The following is a 21,874-nucleotide window of genomic DNA, read 5'->3' as shown; positions in this document are numbered from 1 at the left end:
GCTTGCCGGACGAATGGGGCTGATTCAGGGTTTTGTGGCGGTGCGCCTTGCGCAGAAAAATTCCCAAAAAAATGCCGCTCATAAGATAAAAGAAGGCTCTAGACCAACGTGGGGGTGGTCTTTGAGAACAGTAGCGCTACACTCGAAATGCTGTTTTTCTATCCCCCTGGCCGGAATAAAAAAATGAAAAATAATAATAGCCTGCTGCGCCATGTCCCTTGGCTGCTGCTGGCAATCGTAGGAGCGTGCGCCCTCGGCGTAGTTGCATTGCGTCGCGGCGAGGCGATCAACGCCTTGTGGATTGTGGTGGCCGCGGTGGCCATCTATCTGGTGGCGTACCGGTACTACAGTCTGTTCATTGCCAATAATGTGATGCAGCTGGATCCGCGTCGGGCCACTCCCGCCGTGCTCAACAATGACGGTCTGGACTATGTGCCGACCAACAAACACATTCTCTTCGGTCACCACTTCGCGGCCATTGCCGGCGCCGGCCCTTTGGTGGGCCCGGTCCTGGCGGCGCAGATGGGCTACCTGCCCGGCACCCTGTGGCTGATTGTCGGGGTGGTCCTGGCCGGTGCGGTTCAGGACTTCATGGTGCTGTTCCTGTCCACCCGGCGTAACGGCCGTTCCCTGGGCGACATGGTCCGTGAGGAAATGGGCCGTATTCCCGGCACCATTGCGCTGTTCGGCTGCTTCCTGATCATGATCATCATCCTCGCGGTGCTGGCGCTGATCGTGGTCAAGGCCCTGGCCGAGAGCCCGTGGGGCATCTTCACGGTGATGGCGACCATTCCGATCGCGGTGTTCATGGGCGTGTACATGCGCTACATCCGCCCGGGCCGCATCGGCGAGATTTCGTTGATCGGCGTTCTATTGCTGCTGGGTTCCATCTGGCTGGGGGGGCAGGTGGCCGCCGATCCGGTCTGGGGCAAGATGTTTACCTTCACCGGCATCCAGATCACCTGGATGCTGATCGGCTACGGTTTTGTCGCCGCGGTGCTGCCGGTGTGGCTGATCCTGGCGCCCCGTGACTATCTGTCGACCTTCCTCAAGATCGGTACCATCATCGCCCTGGCGATTGGCATCCTGATCACCATGCCCGAGCTGAAAATGCCGGCCCTGACCCAGTTCACCGATGGCACTGGCCCGGTATGGAAAGGCGGCCTGTTCCCGTTCCTGTTCATCACCATCGCTTGTGGCGCGGTGTCGGGCTTTCATGCGTTGATCTCCTCGGGGACCACGCCCAAGCTGCTGGATAACGAAACCAACGCCCGCTACATCGGCTACGGCGGCATGCTCATGGAGTCCTTCGTGGCGATCATGGCCATGGTCGCGGCTTCGGTGATCGAGCCTGGCGTTTACTTCGCCATGAACAGCCCGGCGGCCATCGTCGGCGGTGATGTGGTGGCCGTGGCGCAGACTGTCAGCAGTTGGGGCTTTGTCATCAGCCCGGAACAATTGCAGGCGGTGGCCAAGGACATCGGTGAAAACACCATCCTGGCCCGTGCCGGTGGGGCACCGACCCTGGCGGTGGGTATCGCGCAGATCCTCCACCAAGTACTGCCGGGTGAGAACACCATGGCGTTCTGGTACCACTTCGCGATCCTGTTCGAAGCCCTGTTCATTCTGACCGCTGTGGATGCCGGTACCCGTGCCGGTCGTTTCATGCTCCAGGATTTGCTGGGGTCTTTCGTTCCAGCGCTCAAACGCACTGAATCCTGGACCGCCAACCTGATTGCTACCGCCGGTTGCGTGTCCCTGTGGGGCTACCTGCTGTACCAGGGCGTGATCGATCCGCTGGGCGGCATCAACACCTTGTGGCCGCTGTTCGGCATCTCCAACCAGATGCTGGCCGGTATTGCCCTGATGCTGGGCACCGTGGTCCTGATCAAGATGAAGCGCCAGCGCTATATCTGGGTCACCCTGCTGCCGGCTGTCTGGCTGCTGATCTGCACCACGACTGCGGGCTTCATCAAGCTGTTCGACGCCAACCCGGCGATTGGCTTCCTGTCGCTGGCGAAGAAATACAGCGATGCGATGGCCAATGGTCAGATCCTCGCTCCGGCCAAGGACATCACGCAGATGCAGCACGTGATCTTCAACGCCTACACCAACGCGACCCTGACTGCCTTGTTCCTGCTGGTGGTGTTCAGCATCCTGTTCTACGCGCTCAAGGTCGGTATCGCGGCTTGGGGCAGCAAGGAACGTACGGATAAAGAATCGCCCTACCAGGCTGTGCCTGACGCGTAACCCGAGGATTGCAACCATGTTCAATGACCTGAGTCGCCTCGGTAAATACCTCGGTCAGGCCGCGCGCCTGATGGTCGGCATGCCCGACTACGACAACTACGTCGAGCATATGCAAACCAAGCACCCGGACAAGCCGGTGATGTCGTACGAGGCGTTCTTCCGTGAACGCCAGGAAGCCCGGTACGGCGGCAAGGGCGGTCCGAAGTGCTGTTGAAGTACAGCGTGTAAGCCACACCCATGTAGGAGCCGGCTGCTCGGCGATAGCGTTCTGATTGACGCCATCGTCGGCCAGCCGGCTCCTACGTTTTTATGCGTGGGAGATCCTGCTTTGCAAAATCCTATTCCCGTCACCGTGCTCAGCGGTTTCCTCGGCGCCGGCAAGACCACTTTGCTGCGTCATCTGCTCAAGGCCGAGCACGGTTTGAAGATCGCTGTGATCGAGAATGAGTTCAGTGATGCCGGTATCGACACCCAGCTGCTGGGGGACGAGCCGGTCCAGGTCATGACCCTGTCCAATGGCTGTGTCTGCTGCACCATCCACACCGACCTGACCAAGGCCCTGTATCTGCTGCTGGAGCGCCTGGACAGTGGCGAGATCGCCTTTGATCGACTGGTGATCGAGTGCACCGGATTGGCCGACCCGGCTCCGGTGGCGCAGACCTTTTTCATTGATGAAGAGTTGCGTGAGCGCTACATCCTCGACGGCATCATTACCCTGGTGGATGCCAAGCACGCCGAGTTCCACCTGACCCAGACCATCGCCCAGGCGCAGATCGGCTTTGCCGACCGGCTGCTGGTGAGCAAGCGCGACCTGGTGGATGAGCAGACCTTCGAGGCCCTCAGCCAGCGCCTGACGCGGATCAACCGCCGGGCGCCGATTCGCCTGGTGGAGCACGGCCGGATCGATCTGGCGGAACTGCTGGATGTGCGGGGCTTCAACTTGAATGCTGATCTGGGCGGCGGCATCAGCCTGCGTCCGGTGAGCCCGGCACCCTCGGTGGATCGGATTTCCAGCCTGGTGCTGCGCACTGAACAGGCCCTGGACCTGGATCGCCTCAGCGAGTTCATGAATGAGCTGCTGGAGGATCATGGCAAGCAATTGTTGCGTTACAAGGGCGTGCTGAACGTGATCGACGAGCCACGGCGCATGGTGTTCCAGGGCGTGCTCAAGCTTTACGGCTTTGACTGGGATACCGAATGGGCTGAGGGCGAGGCGCGGGAGAGTGTGATGGTGTTCATTGCCGACGATCTGCCGGAAGAGAAGATCCGGCAGGGATTCGAGAAGATGCTGGGGGGCTGAAGTCCTCGCTGGCCAGCCGACTCCTACAGGTCGGCGGGCGCTGTGCCTAGCAGGCGTTGTTCCAGGTGATCCAGGTGGCGGTTCATCAGGGCTTCGGCCTTTTCTACATCAGCCGCCTGTAGCGCATCGATGATCGTCGCGTGCTCTTGCCAGGCGCAGCAGTGGCGGGCGCGGCCTTCAAACTGGGCGATGACCAGGGAGGTCAGCGGCACCAGGCTGCCGAGAAACTGCGCCAGTGGGGCGTTGCCGGCCACTTCAGCCAGTTGCAGGTGGAACTCCCCGGACAGGCGAATGGCCGGGCCGCGTTGGTCGCGCTCAATGGCTTCACGTTCCCGGGCGATCAACTGTCGCAGGGACTGCAACTGGCGTCGGGGTTGCTGGCAGGCCAGGCGCACCAGGGTGATTTCCGTCAGGCGCCGGGCGTGCAGGATCTGCCGGGTCTGTTCCAGGTCAGGAGCCGCGACCTGGGGGCGGTAATTGGGCCGCAGGATCACCACTTGCTGGTGGGACAAGCGCGCCAGAACCTGGCGGATGATGCTGCGGCTGACGCCGAAGGCCTGCCCGAGGCTGTCTTCGGTGAAGCGGCTGCCGGGGGCGATGCGCTGCTCGAGAATGGCGTCGAAGATCTGCGGATAGACATCATCGACCAGCAGTTTTTTTTCGCCGCACTGACGCCGAGGCAGGCTGGCCACCAGGGTGAAGGGGTTGTTTTTCAGGGCGTAGCTGACCATGGCCTGTCTCCAGTCCAGTTGCTGACTCGGGGGTTGATTACAGGGCGTTGGAGCCCAGGTGATCGTCCGGAATATTCAGTTCGATGCCCATGCGCTGGCCTTCCTGGAGGATGTGCCGACGCATCTCGGCGCTGGCCAGGGCGCTGTTTTTGTTGCGGATCGCCCGCACCACGGCTTCATTTTCTTCCAGGCGTTCGGCCAGGTGCTCCGGCGAATTGCGCAGGATCTGCGCACTTTGCTTGAGGGCATTGCTGGTCTGTTGCACCACGTTCTGGAAGATCGGGTTGCTGGTCAGGGTGAACAGTTCCTCGTGGAAGGCGATGTAGGCATTGACCCCGGCTTCGCTGTCATTGGCCTCCAGGGCTTCGCGCATGTCCATCAGGGTCAGGCGCAGCTGGCCGACTTCCTTGCTGCTGATGGATTGCGCCACCAGCCCGACGATGAAGGGCTCCAGGGTGTAGCGCAGTTGCAGCACGTCCTCGAGGCTGGCGCCGGCCACGCTGCGCTCGGCACCCTGGGCTTCGCCCTGGGGCGCATCCAGCACCACCACGCCCTTGCCAGGCATGGAGCGCACCAGGCCCAGGGTTTCCAGGACGATCACCGCTTCACGCAGGCTGGGGCGGCTGATGCCCAGTTGCTCGGCCAATTCACGTTGCCCGGGCAGCATGTCGCCGGAGCGCCACTGGCCTCGGGCAAGGGCCGCCCGGAGCTTTTCTACCACTGAATTCACAACCGTTGACGAGCTGATCACTGTTGACTCCATGAGCTATCGGTAGCGCGCTGTTGCCGCGCTGATTGTTGTGCCTGCCGTCGGCAGGCACAAGGTTGGATCAAAATTCCTGCTGGTGGGCACCGGCCACCGGTTTTCGCGCCTGGAAGGTATAGCCCTGTTGACCACTGAGCACCTTGTTGGCCCGTTGCACGTCGATGTCCTTTTCCCAGCGGGCGATGGCCACGGTGGCCACGCAGTTGCCGATCAGGTTGGTCAGGGCGCGACCGATGCCCATGAACCAGTCCACTGCCAGCACCAGCACCAGGCCCACCACCGGAATTGCCGGGATCGCGGTCAGGGTCGCCGCCAGGATCACCAGGGCCGAACCGGGAATGCCATGGGCGCCCTTGGAGGTGATCAGCGACACCAGGAGGATGGTCAACAGGTCCGACATGGACAACGGCGTGCCGGTGGCATTGGCGATGAAGACGATGGCCAGGGTCAGGTAAATGGAGAAACCATCCAGGTTGAACGAGTAGCCGGTGGGAATCACCAGGCCCACGGTGGAGCTGCCAATGCCCAGGTGCTCCAGCTTGCGCATGATCTGCGGCAGGACGGCGTCGGAGGAGGCGGTGCCGAGAACGATCAGCAACTCTTCGCGCAGGTATTTGAGGAAGGGCAGCATGCGTAGGCCCGACAGGCGCATGACCAGGCCGAGGATCAGCGCGACGAAGGCGACGCAAGTCAGGTAGAACAGGCCCACCAGGCTGCCCAGGTGCTGCAGCGAATCCAGACCGTATTTGCTGGTGGTGAAGGCGATGGCGCCGAACACGCCGATGGGCGCCAGGCGCACGATCATGCCCATGATGCGGAAGATCACGTGGCTCAGTTCATTGATCAGCCGGGAGATGCCCGAGGCGGCTTCGCCTACCAGGTTCAGGGCACTGCCGAACAGCACCGAGAACAGCAGCACCTGGAGGATATTGTTCTCGGCAAAGGCACCGATCACCGAGGTGGGGATCAGGTCCATCAGGAACTGGGTGGTGGTGTGCATGTGCTGGCCGCGCTGGGCGATATCGCCCATGTCGGCGGTGGACAGCTGCTCCAGGTGAATATTGGCGCCGCTGCCGATGCCGGTGCTGAAGGCCATGACCAGGCCGATCACCAGGGCGATGGTGGTGAGTATTTCGAAGTAGATCACTGATTTGAGGCCGATGCGGCCGACCTTCTTCAGGTCGCCGGCGCCGGAGATGCCGCTGACCACCACGCAGAACACGATCAGGCCGATGAGCATCTTGATCAGCTTGATGAAGCCGTCGCCCAGTGGTTTGAGTTGTGAGGAGTATTCGGGGAGGGTGAGTCCGCACACGATGCCGAGCATCAGTCCGAGCACAACCTGGAGGAAAATCGAACGCGAGCACCATCTGAGCATGGGGAGGAATCCTGGTCGGTGTCCTGTCTGCCGTGCGCGGGGGAGCGCAGCGGATGGAGGACTTAATTATTGTGGTCTTACCGGTATGTCCAGTGCAGGCGCAGTCTACGCTCGGGTTTTATGGGTTTACAAGATGCTGAACGAAAATTGGCTTTACCGGTCTGACCAGTGGTTTTTCCTCCCCAGGCCACTGTAGCCGCTGCCGTAGGCTGCGATCGCCGAGTATCTTGCGTTCGCAAGACCTCGCAGGCTCCTTTCAGCGCCTGGTGCGGCGGTCATCCAGGCACAAAAAAGCCCGGCGCTGGGCCGGGCTTTTTCTGTTGCGGTCTGCGGGCTGATTAAGCGCCGTACACCGGCAGCTTCTTGCAGATGGCCTTGACCTTCTCACGCACGGCGTCGATCACCGCTTCGTTGTTCAGGTCCGCCAGGATGTCGCAGATCCAGCCGGCCAGTTCCTTGCACTCGGCTTCCTTGAAGCCACGGGTGGTCACAGCCGGAGTACCGAAGCGCAGGCCGGAGGTGACGAACGGGGAACGTGGATCGTTAGGCACGGAGTTCTTGTTCACGGTGATGAACGCTTTGCCCAGAGCGGCGTCGGCGTCTTTACCGGAGATGTCCTGCTTGATCAGCGACAGCAGGAACAGGTGGTTCTTGGTACCACCGGAAACCACGTCGAAACCGCGGGCGATGAACACTTCGGCCATGGCTTGGGCGTTCTTCACCACTTGTTCCTGGTAGGCCTTGAACTCAGGCTGCAGCGCTTCCTTGAAGCAGATCGCTTTAGCGGCGATCACGTGCTCCAGCGGGCCACCCTGGGCGCCCGGGAATACCGCGGAGTTCAGCTTCTTCTCGATGTCGGCGTTGGCGCGAGCCAGGATCAGGCCGCCACGTGGACCGCGCAGGGTCTTGTGGGTGGTGGTGGTGACCACGTCGGCGAATGGCACTGGGTTCGGGTAGACGCCAGCGGCGACCAGACCGGCCACGTGGGCCATGTCGACGAACAGGTAGGCACCGACCTTGTCAGCGATTTCGCGGAAACGCGGGAAGTCGAGGATCTGCGAGTAGGCGGAGAAACCGGCCACGATCATTTTCGGCTTGTGCTCGACGGCCAGGCGCTCGACTTCGTCGTAGTCGATCAGACCGTTGGCGTCGATGCCGTACTGAACAGCGTTGTACAGCTTGCCGGAGGAGGAAACGGCAGCACCGTGGGTCAGGTGACCACCGTGGGCCAGGCTCATGCCCAGGATGGTGTCGCCGCCTTGCAGCAGGGCCAGGTAGACCGCTGCGTTGGCTTGGGAGCCGGCGTGTGGCTGGACGTTGGCGTAGTCGGCGCCGAACAGCTCCTTGGCGCGATCAATGGCCAGTTGCTCAACCACGTCGACGTATTCGCAACCGCCGTAGTAACGCTTGCCTGGGTAGCCTTCGGCGTATTTGTTGGTCAGTACCGAGCCTTGAGCTTCCATCACCGCTGGGCTGGTGTAGTTTTCCGAAGCGATCAGCTCAATGTGCTCTTCCTGACGCTGAGCTTCTTGCTCCATGGCGGCAAAGAGATCGGCGTCGTACTTGGCAATAGTCAAATCACGGCTGAACATGGCGGTCCTCAAGGATCGGGGGGCAGAAAGGGGAGGCATTCTAACCCAATGGGTTTTAGATGGCATATGAAAGGACATCATGTCGCAGACAAGTGGCCTTCACGTAGTACGTGATCTCTCGTAGGAGCTGGCTTGCCAGCGAAGAGGCCCCTGAATCGCCTTCGCCGGCAAGCCGGCTCCTACGTACACGGGGGTTAGTCGAACATGAACAGCGCGTCGTTGCTGAACTGCGCTTCGAAGCGGTTGGCTGGCATCGGCCGGCCGAACAGGTAGCCCTGGACCTCGTCGCAGCCGTGTTCGCGCAGGAACTCCAGCTGCTCGTGGGTTTCCACGCCCTCGGCGATTACCGCCAGGTTCAGGCTGTGGGCCATGGCGATAATGGCACGGGCGATCTGCGCATCCTGCTCGCCGGACGGCAGGCCGTCGACGAAGGTGCGGTCGATCTTCAGCACGTCGATGGGGAACTGCTTGAGGTAGTTCAGCGATGAATAGCCGGTGCCGAAGTCGTCCACCGCGATGCTCAGGCCTAGATTCTTCAGGCCGTCGAGAATCTGCATCGCCTCGCTGACTTCGCGCATCAGGATACTTTCGGTGAGCTCCAGCTCCAGGCACGCCGGCGGCAGGCCGGTGTCCTTGAGGATGGTGGCGATGCGCATGCCCAGCTGGCCGTCGGAGAACTGCCGCGCGGAAATGTTCACCGAGACCTTCGGCACCCGCACCTTGGCCTGGTGCCAGGACTTGAGCTGGCGGCAGGCTTCGCTGATTACCCAGTCGCCCACATCCACCACCAGGCCCAGTTCTTCCAGGACCGGAATGAAGTCGCCCGGCGGCACCAGCCCACGGCGCGGATGACGCCAGCGCAGCAGCGCCTCGGCACCGGTCAGGCGTTTGCCGTCGCCGCTGAACTGCGGCTGGTAATAGAGCACGAACTCTTCCTGTTCCAGGGCGTGGCGCAGGTCGCTTTCCAGCTCCAGGCGCTCCAGGGCACTGGCGTTCATGTCGGCCTGGTAGAACTGGAAGTTGTTCTTGCCGCGCTCCTTGGCGTGGTACATCGCGGTGTCGGCGTTCTTCATCAGCTGGCTCAGTTCTTTGCCGTCCTGAGGGCTCAGGGCGATGCCGATACTGGCGGTGACGAAGAACTCCCGACCTTCGAGGACGAAGGGCTTGACCAGGCTGGCGAGGATCTTCTCGGCCACATTGATGGCCCGGTTCAGGGCGATCTCGCGGCTGGCGCGCGGTTGCAGGAGCAGGGTGAATTCGTCGCCACCCATGCGCGCCACGGTGTCGTCATCGTCGACGCAACCCAATAGGCGGGTGGCCATTTCCTTGAGCATGCGATCACCCGCCGCGTGGCCCAGGGAGTCGTTGATCGGCTTGAAACGGTCCAGATCGAGGAACATCAGCACCACCCAGGACTTCTGCCGCTCCGCCGATTGCAGCGCGGTGTGCAGACGGTCCTGGAACAGGGTGCGGTTGGGCAGGTGGGTCAGGGCGTCGTAGTAGGCCAGGCGGTGAATCCGCTGTTCACTGGCCTTGCGCTCGCTGATGTCGCTGAAGAAGCATACGTAGCTGGCCAGGTCGCCTTCATCGTCGAGCACCGCAGTGATGCCGACCCAGGCCGGGTAGTGCTCGCCATTGCGGCGCTTGAGCCAGACTTCGCCTTCCCAACTGCTGTGCTGGTGCAACTGCTTGAGCACATAGCGCAGGTGGGCTTCCTGCTGGTCGTCGACGGTGAGCATGTTCGGCAACTGGTCAAGCACCTGGGACACCGCGTAGCCGCTGACCCGGCTGAAGGCTTCGTTGGCCTGGACGATATAGCCGGCGGGGTCAGTGATCAGGATCGCCGAGGTCGAGTGCTCGAATACCGTGGCCGCCATGCGCAGGTCTTTTTCCGCCCGGCGTTGCTGGCTGATATCGCGGCCAACCCCGAGTACGCCCTCGAAGGCGCCGTGTTCGTCCCACACCAGGACCAGGCGCAGTTCGATGGGGATCTTGCGCCCATCGGCTCGCAGGCAGTCGAACAGGAACAGCTGGGTCTGCACCTGGCTGCGCAATTGCGCCAGTTGCTCGGGTTTATCCAGGGCCTTGCTGACCCGGTCCATCAGGGTGTAAATGCCGGCCAGTTGCTGTGGGTTGGCGATGGTGGACTGCCAGCCATTCTGGAAGATCCACTCCACGTCGTAGCCGAGCACCGCATGCACCGAGGGGCTGACGTAGTTCAGCGACAGCTTGTTGTCAGTGGAGAAGATCACGTCGCTGATGCTTTCGGCGAGCATGCGGTAGCGCTGTTCGCTGTCACGCAGCGACTCGCTGGCCTCGATCTGGTCGGTGATGTCCTTGGCCACGCCGATGATTCGCGTCACCTGGTCGTAGCGATCCCGGGCCAGGGCCTGTTCGCGGATCTCGAAGCGCCGCCACTGGCCGCTGCGGTGGCGGAAGCGCAGTTGGCATTGCAGGAGCTGGGCGTAGGCCGAGTGGCGCTGTTCCTGGCGCAGGCGGTGATAGAGGTCAGCGTCTTCCGGGTGCAGGAGGATTTCCCAGAAGTACTCGCCCATCTGGTGCAGTTCGGTCTTGTTGTAGCCGAGGGTCTGGCCCAGGTGGTGGTTGCTGAAGATCATCCGTTGGCTGATCACGTCCTGCACATACAGGTGATCGGGCACGGTGCGCACCACGTCCGACCAGAAACCTTCGCGCTCCAGCAGCGACAGCTCGATCAGCTTGCGGCTGGTGATGTCGCTGATGCTGAGGATCACTGCGCTGTAATCCTCTGTCGCTTCCGGCAGGCGCAGCACCAGCCATAGATGCTGGTCATTGCCTTGGGCGTCGCTGAGCTTGATCTCCAGTTCCAACTGTTTCTGCTGGTTGACCACGGCTTCCAGTAACTGGCCGCCGATGGCGTTGCCGTTCTTCGGGCAGCCTTCGATCAGTAGCTGCCAGGCCTGGTCGCTGGATTCGACATTGAGCAGGCGCAGCGCCACCTGATTGACTTCGGTGATGCGCAATTCTTTCAGCAACTGGCGACGGTGGTCCGGATGGCTGGATTGCCAGCGCTTGAGCTGCTCGCTGTTGTGTAAATGGTGTTGGCCGAGCAGGTCCGGGAGCCCGGAGATATCCAGGACGCAGAGGGCGACCCCTGTGCCCTCGAAAATATCCTGATAGCGTCGCCGGCCCTCGTGGAGCTGGCGTTGGCGCCGACGCATGTTGAGCAGGGCAATCACCGGCAGCAGGGAGAACGCCAGGCCCAGCAGGCACTTGCCGATAAAGGCCGGCAGCAGTTCCTCGATCACCGCCCGTTGGTCGAACAGCCCGCGCAGCTGCCAGTCGCTATTGTTCAAAGGCACCAGCAGCACACTGCTGGCCATCTCGTCGGGGTCCAGCATGCCTGGGGTCGGGGCGCTGCGTTCGTCGCGCTTGATCACCTGTCGGCTCAGGCGATTCTCGATCACCCAGGTCGGCTTGAAACTTTCCTCGCTTTGCCGCACCAGGGTCTGCAGGAAACTGGGGGACATGCGCAGTATCCAGAAACTGCGAGTCGAGCCACTGGCCTGGTGCAGCAAGACATGCACCACTGAACCGTCGGCAGGATTGCTGTAGTAATAGCGCTGGGAACGGCTGCGCTGGACCAGTTCGGCGAGCCAGAGAGCATCCTGACTGTCGGTGGCGCTGTCGCTGAGGATCTGCCCCTGGCTGTCCAGCAGGGCGAAACTGCGGACGTCCGGCAGGGAGCGCTTGAGCTTTTGCAGCAGTTGCTGTTGTTGCTGGCTGTCTTGGGGGGCTTCGACGGTCGGTAGCAGATTGAGGGCGATCTGGGCATTGAGCGCCAGGTTCAGGCTCAGGTGGTCGGCCAGATCGGCGCTGTAGTCGATGGCGTGCTGGCGCTGGTCCTTGCGGGTTTGCTGCAGTTGATCGAGCAGTTGCCAGAACAACAGGGCCAGGAGCAATAGCACCAGCGTCGCCAGTGCGCCTTTGAGTGTGCCCCGCAAAGGAAGGGCCGACGCGGAGGCTTTAGCGCGCGCGGGCTGTGGCGAAATGACGTTGGACAAGCTGTGATCCTGCGGTTTGGCTGGGCTGGCGCGACGTGCACTATAAGCCGGACGCCCGAAGGGCGGCTAGCATGCCTTGAGTTGTGGCAAAGTGCCAGTCCCGCTTGGCTGGACCTGGATCGTGCATTGAGGTAGTTTTGCCGGTTACGCGGGAGCGTTCCAGCTCCAAACAATCAGGCTTTTTCCGCCCGTCGGTATTGATCATGGTCAATGCCGGTGCCGCGCATGGCCTGGCCCGGGCCCGGCCCGTTCTATTCATCTGTCACTGACGCTAGGTTCACCATGGCTCAATACGTCTTCACCATGCATCGGCTGGGCAAAGTTGTTCCGCCGAAGCGGGAAATCCTGAAAAACATCTCCCTGTCTTTTTTCCCTGGCGCCAAGATCGGCGTACTGGGCCTCAACGGTTCGGGTAAGTCCACGCTGCTGAAAATCATGGCCGGCGTCGATACCGAGTTCGAAGGTGAAGCCCGTCCGATGCCGGACCTGAACATCGGCTACCTGCCTCAGGAACCACAACTGGATCCAACCAAGACTGTGCGTGAAGTGGTCGAGGAAGCGGTGAGCGTGATCAAGGACGCCCAGGCACGCCTGGACGAAGTCTACGCCGCCTACGCCGAGCCGGATGCCGATTTCGACAAGCTGGCCGCCGAGCAGGCCAAGCTGGAAGCCATCCTGCAAGCCAGCGACGGTCATAACCTGGAGCGCCAGCTGGAAGTGGCCGCCGACGCCCTGCGCCTGCCGGCCTGGGACGCCAAGGTCGAGCACCTGTCCGGTGGTGAAAAGCGTCGTGTGGCCCTGTGCCGCCTGCTGCTGTCCGCCCCCGACATGCTGCTGCTCGACGAGCCAACCAACCACCTGGATGCCGATTCCGTGGCCTGGCTGGAACACTTCCTCCACGACTTCCCAGGCACCGTGGTCGCGATTACGCACGACCGTTACTTCCTGGACAACGTCGCCGGTTGGATTCTCGAGCTCGACCGCGGCGCCGGTATTCCTTACGAGGGCAACTATTCGGGTTGGCTGGAAGCCAAGTCTGCGCGTCTGGCCCAGGAATCCAAGCAGCAGTCGGCCCATGAAAAGGCCATGAAGGAAGAGCTGGAGTGGGTGCGCAAAGGCGCCAAGGCCCGCCAGTCGAAATCCAAGGCTCGTCTGCAACGCTTCGAGGAAATGCAGTCCCAGGAATTCCAGAAGCGCAGCGAAACCAACGAGATCTATATCCCGGCCGGTCCGCGCCTGGGTGACAAGGTCATCGAGTTCAAGAACGTCACCAAGGGCTACGGCGATCGCGTGCTGATCGACAACCTGTCGTTCTCCATGCCCAAAGGCGCCATTGTCGGCGTGATCGGTGGTAACGGTGCCGGTAAATCGACCCTGTTCCGCATGCTCATGGGCAAGGAAACCCCGGATTCGGGCAGCATCGAGATCGGTGAGACCGTGCAGCTTGCCTGCGTGGATCAGAGCCGTGAGGACCTGGACGGCAGCAAGACCGTGTTCCAGCAGATTTCCGACGGTTCCGACCAGATCCGCATTGGTAACTACGAGATCCCGTCGCGTACCTACGTCGGTCGCTTCAACTTCAAGGGTGGCGACCAGCAGAAGTTCGTCAAGGACCTGTCCGGTGGTGAGCGTGGCCGTCTGCACCTGGCCCTGACCCTGAAAGAGGGCGGCAACGTCCTGCTGCTCGACGAACCGTCCAACGACCTCGACGTCGAAACCTTGCGTTCCCTGGAAGAGGCCCTGCTGGACTTCCCGGGCGCCGCCATCGTGATTTCCCACGATCGGTGGTTCCTGGACCGGGTGGCCACTCACATCCTGGCGTACGAAGACGATTCGCAAGCGGTGTTCTTCGAAGGCAACTACACCGAGTACGAAGCCGATCGCAAGAAGCGCCTGGGCGAAGCCGCAGCGCAACCGCACCGTGTGCGGCACAAGAAGCTGGCCTGATCGGCTCGCTGCTTGAAACAAACGGAGCCTTCGGGCTCCGTTTTTTTTGTTCGCCGGTAAGCCGGCGCCTACAAAAATACTGCCGTTGCGGTAGGCGTCGGCTGACCGGTGAAGGGTTTTCTGCGACTCCCCAAAAACGTGCAGGCCATGCAATTTGTGCCACCAAATCCGTGCACAAAATCCCTGTAAATCGTCGTCATTTATATCTAATGCACCATTTAAATTCATATCTGCGACATTTTGCGCTGTCGCGGTGCGAGTTGAATTGATAAAGTCCCGGGCAAATCTCCCCTTAACGACAATAAATTTGCCGAGACTTCCCATGATCGAATCCGTCGAAGATTTCCTCGCCCGCCTGAAAAAGCGCGATCCGGACCAACCTGAGTTTCATCAGGCGGTGGAAGAGGTCCTGCGCAGCCTCTGGCCATTTCTCGAGGCCAATCCGCACTATCTGAGCTCCGGTATTCTCGAGCGAATCTGCGAACCGGAACGCACTGTGGTGTTTCGCGTGTCCTGGGTCGACGATCAGGGCAAGGTCCGGGTCAATCGCGGTTTCCGCATCCAGATGAATAGCGCCATCGGTCCCTACAAGGGCGGCTTGCGCTTCCATCCGTCGGTCAACATGGGCGTGCTGAAATTCCTCGCCTTCGAGCAGACCTTCAAGAACTCCCTGACGTCCCTGCCCATGGGCGGCGGCAAGGGTGGCTCCGACTTCAATCCCAAAGGCAAGAGCGATGCTGAAGTGATGCGCTTCTGCCAAGCCTTCATGACCGAGCTGTACCGGCATATTGGTGCCGATGTTGACGTGCCTGCGGGCGATATCGGCGTCGGAGCCCGGGAAATTGGCTTCCTGTTCGGTCAGTACAAGCGCTTGAGCAACCAGTTCACCTCGGTATTCACCGGCAAGGGCATCAGCTACGGCGGCAGCCTGATCCGTCCGGAAGCCACGGGGTTCGGTTGTGTGTACTTCGCCGAAGAAATGCTCAAGCGTCGTGGTGCCCGGGTTGAAGGTCAGCGAGTGGCGATTTCCGGTTCCGGTAACGTGGCGCAATACGCGGCCCGCAAGGTCATGGACTTGGGCGGCAAGGTGATCTCCCTGTCGGACTCCGAAGGCACCCTGTACTGCGAGTCCGGCCTGAGCGAAGAACAATGGCTGGCGGTGCTGGAACTGAAGAACGTCAAGCGTGGACGCATCAGTGAACTGGCGACTCAATTCGGCCTGGAGTTCCGCGCCGGGAAAACCCCATGGGACTTGCCCTGCAATATCGCCCTGCCATGCGCCACACAGAACGAACTGGATGCCGAGGCTGCGCGTACCCTGCTGCGCAACGGCTGCATCTGCGTCGCCGAAGGCGCCAACATGCCGACCACTCTGGAGGCTGTGGATATCTTTATCGAGGCCGACATCCTGTTCGCCCCGGGCAAGGCATCCAATGCCGGCGGAGTGGCGGTGAGCGGGCTGGAGATGTCGCAGAACGCCATGCGCCTGCTCTGGACTGCCGGTGAAGTGGACAGCAAGCTGCACGCCATCATGCAGTCGATCCACCATGCCTGCGTGCATTACGGCGAAGAGAACGGTCGGATCAACTACGTCAAAGGGGCGAACATCGCCGGCTTCGTCAAGGTTGCCGATGCCATGCTGGCCCAGGGCGTGGTCTGAGCCGTCTCAGGCCAGTTCGATTCGGATGATTTCGATCAACTGATCCCCAGCCGGCCGTTGCCACAGGACTTCGTCACCGGGTTGTGCCCCCATCAGGGCACGGCCCAGGGGCGAGGCCCAATTGATCAGGCCTCTGGCGGCATCGGCCTGATCCTCACCGACCAACTGCACGCTCTGTTGCTGATCCTGTTCATCGGCGAAGGTCACGCGGCTGCCGATCTGCACCTTGTCGCAGGTGCTTGCATTGACCACCTGGGCGCTGTGCAGGCGTGACGAGAAATAGCGCAGGTCCCGTTCCAGTTCCGCCACCTGCTGTTGGTCTGCGGCGTCCCCCAAGTCGGTTTGTGCCGAGTGCTGGCTGTGCAGTTCTGCCACCTTGGCCTGCAACTCGGCAAAACCCAGGGGCGTGACGTAGTTGGGCAGGGTGCTGATCTGACGTTCCACGGGTTGCTCGACCTGGGCTGCGGCCAGATCTTCATTGACGAAAGCGCGGCTCATGGTTGTTCTCCTTAAAGGGAGCGATGGACCATGGTTGCAGGCTTTTGACCCGGGCGGTTAGCTAAAAACGACTTACTGCGAGCGATAAGTCCGAGCCGCGTCACGGTCCTTCTCCTGCTGCCAGGCACGTTCCCGTTCGTCCCAGTGACGTTCCCGGTACTCATTGCGCTCCTGGTTCTCCAGCATGCCCTGGCACTGGCGGAAACCATCGTTCCAGCCCTCGGCATACTGCGGGTCCTTGAGGTAGCGCGGAACGTCCTTGCGATACTCACCGCTGATCGATCCTGCTACCTGACGGCCGCTGACGCAGCCAGCGTCGAAGCCGTCGACAAAGGCCGGCGGATAGCCTTGCTTGAGCAAATACTCGTGGTTCGACTCACAACCACCGATCAGTGCCAGTGCCAGCACTGCCCAACCATAACGCCACATCGAGTCACTCCCAGGCTTCACCTGAGTGAAGTCTAGAAGGGCGATTGTCGGCGACGCGTGAAAACCTTGTCGCTGGCAACTTGAGGCTTGCAGCTGTTCTTAATAGTGATACCACTTGAGTTCGAGCATGACTTCGTTGACCGGGGTAGCCAGCTGGCTGAACTCGCGCTGCGCGCTCAGGCGCAGGCCCAGGTTGCGGGACAGTTCCCATTGCTGGTTGAGGCTCAGGCTGCGGCGGACTTCGCCGTTGGTGAAGTAGTCGCCCTTGGCTTCGAGGCTGAAGTTGCCCAGTGGGTTCTTCCACAGCAGCCCGGAGTTGAAGCCTGCCGCCGGGGCGATGAACCCGGCGAAGTCGGCGTTGTGTTCTACCCGCACGGTACCCAGGACAAAACCCAGGGTGTCCTCGCCCAACTGCCAGGTACCGCCGGCGCCGCCGTTGACGTGGCTGACCAGGGTTTCATCGTCGTGCTTGCCAGGCACCCGCTCCAGGCCGCCAGTGACCTGCCAGGACCAGGGTTGCAGCAGCTCGTTGCGTGGAGTCAGGGAGCGGATGGTCGCCAGGTCCAGTTGTTGCAACTGCCAGCGGTTGCCTTCGTACTGGCGTAGTTTCATCTGCAGGATTTCGATCTGCGCCCCTAATGGGAAACCCTCGGCGTTGTCATTGAGGTCGTGGTAGGCCATGCGCAGGCCGTATTCGGCAAAGGCCTTGTCGTCCCGGGTTCCGAGCCCCAGTTGCCAGGTACGGGACTGGTGACCATCCTCCGGCAGGCCAGGGCGTTCGATCTGCAGTTCCGGCGCGGGGTTCTGGTTGATTGCCCGCAACAGTTCGAAGCTGCGCTGGGAGCGCTCGGTATCGCGCTCCAGCCCGTTGGCCCGATAACGCTCAAGGCGGTAGGCGGCGTCGACGATCAAGGCCTGGCGAGCCCGTGGCAGGGCCTTGAACTCGGCGCCTTGCAGTTGTTTCTGATCGGCGCTGACCTTGAGCACCCATTGCTGTTCGTCGTGGCTCAGGGGCTGGGCGCGGCTGAGCAGCTCCCGCTCCCGGGACGGGCGATAGTCGATGCGCTCCACCAGCCCGGCGTCCTTGACCGCCTTCACCGTGTCGGTGGGAATGGCGGTCAAGGGGAATTGTCCGGTCAGGCGTAGGCTGGGCCTGGCGACTTGTAGCAACTCCAGCAGGCGGTAGGAGCAGTTCTCATCGAAGAAGAAGTAGTCGAACTTGATCTGCTTGAGCTCCCAGACGTGCTCCACCATGCGCTCGGTTTCAACTGGCGTCAGGTTCAGGCGGTACTCCCACAGGTCGCGGTTTTCCAGGCTGCGGTACTCCGAAAGCTTCTCCTGGTAGGGCACCAGGGCAAACAGTCCGGGGTAGCCGCCCATCAGGCCTTTCCACGCGTAGAGGATGCTGTTGTCCGAACCTTCGATATAGGCACCGAAGTTGATCGCGTAGCTGAGCAGGGCCGTGTTGTTGCTTTGTACGTCGGCCTGGTCGATGCGTAGCAGGGTATGGCCAAACATCGATGAGGGGCTGTTGAGGTAGGCCGCGGGGAAAATCATCACGGTGCTGTGGGGTGAGACATCCTTGAACCATTGTTTGAATTCGCTGCACTCGACTTGGGGCAAGTCATTCAGCCCCAGTTGTGCCTTGAGCCAGCGGGTGCGGGACGGATAGACGCACTGCGCATGCCGGTCACCGGCGTCGGGGGCAGCGTAGAGGGCGTTCAGCGTCGCGCTCAGCTCGGCGTCGGGATGGTGGGCGCCATCGGTTGCGAGGAAGAACTTCGGATCACTGACATAACTGCGCCAGCCGCCCAGCTTGGCGGTTTCATAGTGTCCGATGGAAATCCAGAACGGGTCATTGGCCAGTTGCTGCAAACGTTGGGGATCGATGTGGGGCGCGGCATACAGCGGGGCGCAGACAAAGAGCGCCAGGTAGGCAAGGCGTTTGAGCATGGTGGGCAACTTAAGTCGGAAATACAAAGACCCAAGATGGGCAAGGTCAAGAAGACAAAACCCGCTCCCCGGGGGGAGCGGGCGGGTCGAGCTTAAGCTGGAGTGGCGTATTTCGCCAGGCGCGCATCGTTCTTCAACACGGCCAGGGTATTGGTGTGCACATCTTCCGCGGTCACGTCAGCCTTGCTGAAGATCTGTTGGAAGTGTTCGTGGGTGACCGCAGCAAAGTGCGCACGGTCTTCAGGGGCGACACCGAGTACCACGGCGTAGGTGGTCAAGGCTTCGCCTTGGCCCTTGGCCATGTCTTCGGAGAGCTCGTTCATCATGCCGTTCATGGCGAACCAGGATTTACCACCGTAAGTCAGTGATGCATTGGTGGAGCAGCCGTTGGTGCCGGAAGTCATGCCGAAGGTCGCGTTACCGGAGGTGCCGTTGGTGGTGGAAGCCAGGAAGTGCGCTGGAGTACCACGCTGACCTTCGAACAGCATGTTGCCCCAGCCGCAATCCGGACCGCCTGGCGCCTGAGCCATGGCGTTGAGGGATACAGCGGTGAAAAGAGTACCGAGAAGAATCCGTTTCATAGCGTTGTTCTCTTTGTGTGCATACCAATGGACAGGGAGACTGGCGCTGATTGGCGCCAGTGGGCCGGTTATCTATCCAGCCGCGCAGTTTGGAGTTTAGGCAGGTTCCATGGGTTCCGTAGATTTTTACAAAACAATGCCTGAAATAGCTGGTTTTACATGGGGCGGGTAGCTGTATCCGCCTTGTCTATGCTTTCCCCTGAGGCGCGCCTTGCCAGCCGGGCATACCCGGCGCCAGAATGCCGCCATCTGCCCCGCCTGATGTAAGGAAGCCCGATGCCTGATCCTGTTGCTGCCAGCCTGCGTCTTGCGCCTGAAGCGCTGACCCGTCCTTTCTCTGCTGAACAGTTCAGCTTCTCGACCACCAATGATTTGGAGCCCTTTCGCGGCGTGCTTGGCCAGGAACGTGCGGTCGAAGCCTTGCAGTTCGGCGTGGCCATGCCACGCCCCGGTTACAACGTGTTTGTCATGGGGGAACCCGGCACGGGGCGCTTTTCTTTCGTAAAGCGCTACCTGAAGGCTGAAGGCAAGCGCCTGCAGACCCCGTCTGACTGGGTCTATGTCAACAATTTCGACGAGCCCCGGGAGCCTCGGGCGCTGGAACTGCCGGCCGGTGCCGCGGGCAGTTTCATCAGCGACATCAACGGTTTGATCGATAACCTGCTGGCGACGTTCCCGGCAGTCTTCGAGCATCCGTCCTATCAGCAGAAGAAGAGCGCCATCGACCGCGCTTTCAACCAGCGTTACGACCGCGCCCTGGACGTGATCGAGCGCCTGGCCCTGGAAAAGGACGTGGCGCTGTACCGCGACAGCAGCAATATCGCCTTTACCCCGATGCTCGATGGCAAGGCCCTGGACGAAGCCGAGTTCGCCCAACTGCCGGAGGCTGATCGCGAGCGTTTCCACGAGGATATTTCCGCTCTGGAAGAGCGCCTTAATGAAGAGCTGGCGAGCTTGCCGCAGTGGAAGCGCGAGTCGAGCAACCAGTTGCGTCAGCTCAATGAAGAAACCATCACCCTGGCCCTGCAGCCGTTGTTGGCGCCACTGTCCGAGAAGTACGCGGAAAACGCTGCGGTCTGCGGTTACTTGCAAGCCATGCAGGTCTATCTATTGAAGACCGTGGTCGAGCAACTGGTGGACGACAGCAAGACCGATGCGGTGGCACGCAAGCTGTTGGAAGAACAGTACTGCCCAAGCCTGGTGGTGGGCCACCCGGCCAGTGGCGGCGCGCCGGTGGTGTTCGAGCCGCATCCGACCTACGACAACCTGTTCGGCCGGATCGAGTACAGCACCGACCAGGGTGCGCTCTACACCACGTACCGGCAGTTGCGTCCCGGTGCACTGCATCGAGCCAATGGTGGTTTCCTGATTCTGGAAGCCGAGAAGATGCTCAGCGAACCCTTTGTCTGGGACGCCCTGAAGCGTGCCCTGCAATCGCGCAAGCTGAAGATGGAATCGCCTCTGGGCGAGATGGGGCGTCTGGCTACCGTGACCCTGACGCCGCAGATGATTCCGCTGCAGGTCAAGGTCATCATCATTGGTGCTCGCCAGTTGTATTACACGCTGCAGGACCTGGATCCGGACTTCCAGGAAATGTTCCGGGTACTGGTGGACTTCGACGAAGACATCCCGATGGTGGATGAAAGCCTGGAGCAGTTTGCCCAGTTGCTGAAAACCCGCACCTCGGAGGAGGGCATGGCCCCGCTGACCGCTGATGCGGTGGCGCGCCTGGCCACCTACAGCGCGCGTCTGGCGGAGCACCAGGGGCGTCTGTCGGCGCGGATCGGCGACCTGTTCCAATTGGTCAGCGAGGCCGACTTTATCCGCCACCTGGCTTCCGACGAAATGACTGACGCTGGACATATCGAAAGGGCGCTGAAGGCCAAGGCGACGCGTACCGGTCGGGTATCGGCACGGATTCTCGATGACATGCTCGCCGGCATCATTCTCATCGACACTGATGGTGCGGCCGTGGGCAAGTGCAACGGCCTGACGGTACTGGAGGTGGGGGATTCGGCGTTCGGCGTGCCAGCGCGTATTTCCGCCACGGTCTACCCCGGTGGCAGTGGCATCGTCGACATCGAGCGCGAGGTCAATCTTGGCCAGCCCATCCACTCCAAGGGGGTGATGATCCTGACCGGTTACCTGGGCAGTCGCTATGCCCAGGAGTTCCCCCTGGCGATTTCCGCGAGCATTGCCCTGGAGCAGTCCTACGGCTACGTGGATGGCGACAGTGCTTCGCTGGGGGAGGCCTGCACGTTGATTTCGGCGTTGTCGAAAACTCCACTCAAACAGTGTTTCGCCATCACCGGTTCGATCAACCAGTTCGGCGAGGTGCAGGCTGTGGGCGGAGTCAACGAGAAGATCGAAGGCTTCTTCCGCCTGTGCGAAGCCCGCGGCTTGACCGGAGAGCAGGGTGCGATCATTCCTCAGGCCAACGTGGCCACTTTGATGCTCGATGAGAAGGTGCTGCAGGCCGTACGTGCTGGACAGTTCCATGTGTATGCGGTGCGTCAGGCTGATGAAGCCCTGAGCCTGCTGGTGGGCGAGCCGGCTGGTGAACCGGATGCCGAAGGTCAGTTCCCCGAAGGCAGCGTCAACGCGCGGGTGGTGGAGCGCCTGCGGGTCATTGCCGAGATGATCAGCGAAGAAGACCTGAAAGAAGCGGAAAAGGAACTGGCGCAAGAGGCGCTGACAGAGGCCAAGCCGGCGTGACAGTGGCCGCTGGCGAGGGCTTTGTCCCTCG

15 protein-coding genes are annotated in these 21,874 nt (G+C 61.3%); 6 read left to right on the top strand and 9 right to left on the bottom strand.

What is annotated here, in order from left to right:
- The first annotated feature begins 183 nt into the window (after window positions 1-183).
- The 3 genes from KHO49_RS12150 (at window position 184) to yjiA (ending at window position 3,550) form a co-directional block, all read left to right on the top strand.
- Window positions 184-2,250: a carbon starvation CstA family protein gene (locus KHO49_RS12150; protein WP_213665059.1), complete on the top strand. Its 2,067-nt coding sequence runs from the start codon at window positions 184-186 to the stop codon at window positions 2,248-2,250.
- Between the two features lie 16 nt (window positions 2,251-2,266).
- The gene (locus tag KHO49_RS12145) at window positions 2,267-2,464 is read left to right on the top strand and encodes a YbdD/YjiX family protein (protein ID WP_007937254.1); all 198 of its coding nucleotides are present in this window, start codon (window positions 2,267-2,269) and stop codon (window positions 2,462-2,464) included.
- A gap of 114 nt (window positions 2,465-2,578) precedes the next feature.
- A complete protein-coding gene (gene yjiA, locus KHO49_RS12140; RefSeq protein WP_102865429.1) occupies window positions 2,579-3,550 on the top strand; it encodes a GTPase in 972 nt (323 codons plus the stop codon).
- Between the two features lie 23 nt (window positions 3,551-3,573).
- Here yjiA and KHO49_RS12135 read toward each other — a convergent pair whose 3' ends face one another.
- The 5 genes from KHO49_RS12135 to KHO49_RS12115 form a co-directional block, all read right to left on the bottom strand.
- On the bottom strand, window positions 3,574-4,281 hold the full coding sequence (locus tag KHO49_RS12135; RefSeq protein WP_123390403.1) for a GntR family transcriptional regulator: 708 nt from the start codon (window positions 4,279-4,281) through the stop codon (window positions 3,574-3,576).
- A 37-nt stretch (window positions 4,282-4,318) separates the two neighbouring features.
- Window positions 4,319-5,032 carry a FadR/GntR family transcriptional regulator gene (locus KHO49_RS12130; protein WP_102882271.1) on the bottom strand — a complete coding sequence of 238 codons (714 nt, stop codon included), beginning with the start codon at window positions 5,030-5,032 and terminating at the stop codon, window positions 4,319-4,321.
- A 79-nt stretch (window positions 5,033-5,111) separates the two neighbouring features.
- On the bottom strand, window positions 5,112-6,425 hold the full coding sequence (locus KHO49_RS12125) for a C4-dicarboxylate transporter DctA (protein WP_102882270.1): 1,314 nt from the start codon (window positions 6,423-6,425) through the stop codon (window positions 5,112-5,114).
- A gap of 338 nt (window positions 6,426-6,763) precedes the next feature.
- Entirely contained in the window at window positions 6,764-8,017 is a 1,254-nt protein-coding gene (gene glyA, locus KHO49_RS12120; RefSeq protein ID WP_102882269.1) for a serine hydroxymethyltransferase, read from the bottom strand.
- Between the two features lie 194 nt (window positions 8,018-8,211).
- Window positions 8,212-12,060: a sensor domain-containing protein gene (locus tag KHO49_RS12115; RefSeq protein ID WP_102882268.1), complete on the bottom strand. Its 3,849-nt coding sequence runs from the start codon at window positions 12,058-12,060 to the stop codon at window positions 8,212-8,214.
- A gap of 282 nt (window positions 12,061-12,342) precedes the next feature.
- On the opposite strand from KHO49_RS12115, the gene ettA reads away from it, so the two are divergent.
- Together ettA and gdhA are read left to right on the top strand one after the other, a co-directional pair.
- Complete coding sequence (gene ettA, locus KHO49_RS12110) at window positions 12,343-14,007, top strand: energy-dependent translational throttle protein EttA (RefSeq protein ID WP_092309880.1); 1,665 nt, start codon at window positions 12,343-12,345, stop codon at window positions 14,005-14,007.
- Between the two features lie 322 nt (window positions 14,008-14,329).
- Window positions 14,330-15,667, top strand: a complete 1,338-nt coding sequence (gene gdhA, locus KHO49_RS12105; RefSeq protein ID WP_102882267.1) for an NADP-specific glutamate dehydrogenase — start codon at window positions 14,330-14,332, stop codon at window positions 15,665-15,667.
- Window positions 15,668-15,673: 6 nt separating this feature from the next.
- On the opposite strand, the gene KHO49_RS12100 is transcribed toward gdhA, so the two are convergent.
- From KHO49_RS12100 to KHO49_RS12085, 4 genes are all read right to left on the bottom strand, one after another.
- Window positions 15,674-16,165 (bottom strand): GreA/GreB family elongation factor, encoded by a 492-nt coding sequence (locus tag KHO49_RS12100; protein WP_102882266.1) that lies wholly within the window; start codon window positions 16,163-16,165, stop codon window positions 15,674-15,676.
- Between the two features lie 72 nt (window positions 16,166-16,237).
- Entirely contained in the window at window positions 16,238-16,594 is a 357-nt protein-coding gene (locus KHO49_RS12095) for a hypothetical protein (RefSeq protein WP_110652076.1), read from the bottom strand.
- A gap of 99 nt (window positions 16,595-16,693) precedes the next feature.
- Window positions 16,694-18,547 carry an Lnb N-terminal periplasmic domain-containing protein gene (locus tag KHO49_RS12090; RefSeq protein ID WP_213665058.1) on the bottom strand — a complete coding sequence of 618 codons (1,854 nt, stop codon included), beginning with the start codon at window positions 18,545-18,547 and terminating at the stop codon, window positions 16,694-16,696.
- Window positions 18,548-18,639: 92 nt separating this feature from the next.
- Entirely contained in the window at window positions 18,640-19,128 is a 489-nt protein-coding gene (locus KHO49_RS12085; RefSeq protein ID WP_011063564.1) for a DUF3015 domain-containing protein, read from the bottom strand.
- Between the two features lie 276 nt (window positions 19,129-19,404).
- Between KHO49_RS12085 and KHO49_RS12080 the strand changes: the two genes are divergently transcribed.
- The gene (locus tag KHO49_RS12080) at window positions 19,405-21,843 is read left to right on the top strand and encodes a Lon protease family protein (RefSeq protein WP_102865439.1); all 2,439 of its coding nucleotides are present in this window, start codon (window positions 19,405-19,407) and stop codon (window positions 21,841-21,843) included.
- Window positions 21,844-21,874 lie beyond the last annotated feature (31 nt).

It is taken from the genome of Pseudomonas sp. RC4D1, from assembly GCF_018390395.1.
Classification (GTDB): Bacteria; Pseudomonadota; Gammaproteobacteria; order Pseudomonadales; family Pseudomonadaceae; genus Aquipseudomonas; species Aquipseudomonas danubii.
The sequence above is the reverse complement of the archived record's forward strand: the minus strand, read 5'-3'. Positions and strand labels throughout refer to the sequence as shown.

What these genes read in the sequence shown, in the direction of transcription:
- KHO49_RS12100 (WP_102882266.1), bottom strand. Translation starts at nt 16,165, where the DNA reads ATGAGCCGCGCTTTCGTCAATGAAGATCTGGCCGCAGCCCAGGTCGAG.
- KHO49_RS12090 (WP_213665058.1), bottom strand. Translation starts at nt 18,547, where the DNA reads ATGCTCAAACGCCTTGCCTACCTGGCGCTCTTTGTCTGCGCCCCGCTG.
- KHO49_RS12135 (WP_123390403.1), bottom strand. Translation starts at nt 4,281, where the DNA reads ATGGTCAGCTACGCCCTGAAAAACAACCCCTTCACCCTGGTGGCCAGC.
- ettA (WP_092309880.1), top strand. Translation starts at nt 12,343, where the DNA reads ATGGCTCAATACGTCTTCACCATGCATCGGCTGGGCAAAGTTGTTCCG.
- KHO49_RS12080 (WP_102865439.1), top strand. Translation starts at nt 19,405, where the DNA reads ATGCCTGATCCTGTTGCTGCCAGCCTGCGTCTTGCGCCTGAAGCGCTG.
- KHO49_RS12095 (WP_110652076.1), bottom strand. Translation starts at nt 16,594, where the DNA reads ATGTGGCGTTATGGTTGGGCAGTGCTGGCACTGGCACTGATCGGTGGT.
- KHO49_RS12125 (WP_102882270.1), bottom strand. Translation starts at nt 6,425, where the DNA reads ATGCTCAGATGGTGCTCGCGTTCGATTTTCCTCCAGGTTGTGCTCGGA.
- KHO49_RS12145 (WP_007937254.1), top strand. Translation starts at nt 2,267, where the DNA reads ATGTTCAATGACCTGAGTCGCCTCGGTAAATACCTCGGTCAGGCCGCG.
- gdhA (WP_102882267.1), top strand. Translation starts at nt 14,330, where the DNA reads ATGATCGAATCCGTCGAAGATTTCCTCGCCCGCCTGAAAAAGCGCGAT.
- glyA (WP_102882269.1), bottom strand. Translation starts at nt 8,017, where the DNA reads ATGTTCAGCCGTGATTTGACTATTGCCAAGTACGACGCCGATCTCTTT.
- KHO49_RS12085 (WP_011063564.1), bottom strand. Translation starts at nt 19,128, where the DNA reads ATGAAACGGATTCTTCTCGGTACTCTTTTCACCGCTGTATCCCTCAAC.
- KHO49_RS12150 (WP_213665059.1), top strand. Translation starts at nt 184, where the DNA reads ATGAAAAATAATAATAGCCTGCTGCGCCATGTCCCTTGGCTGCTGCTG.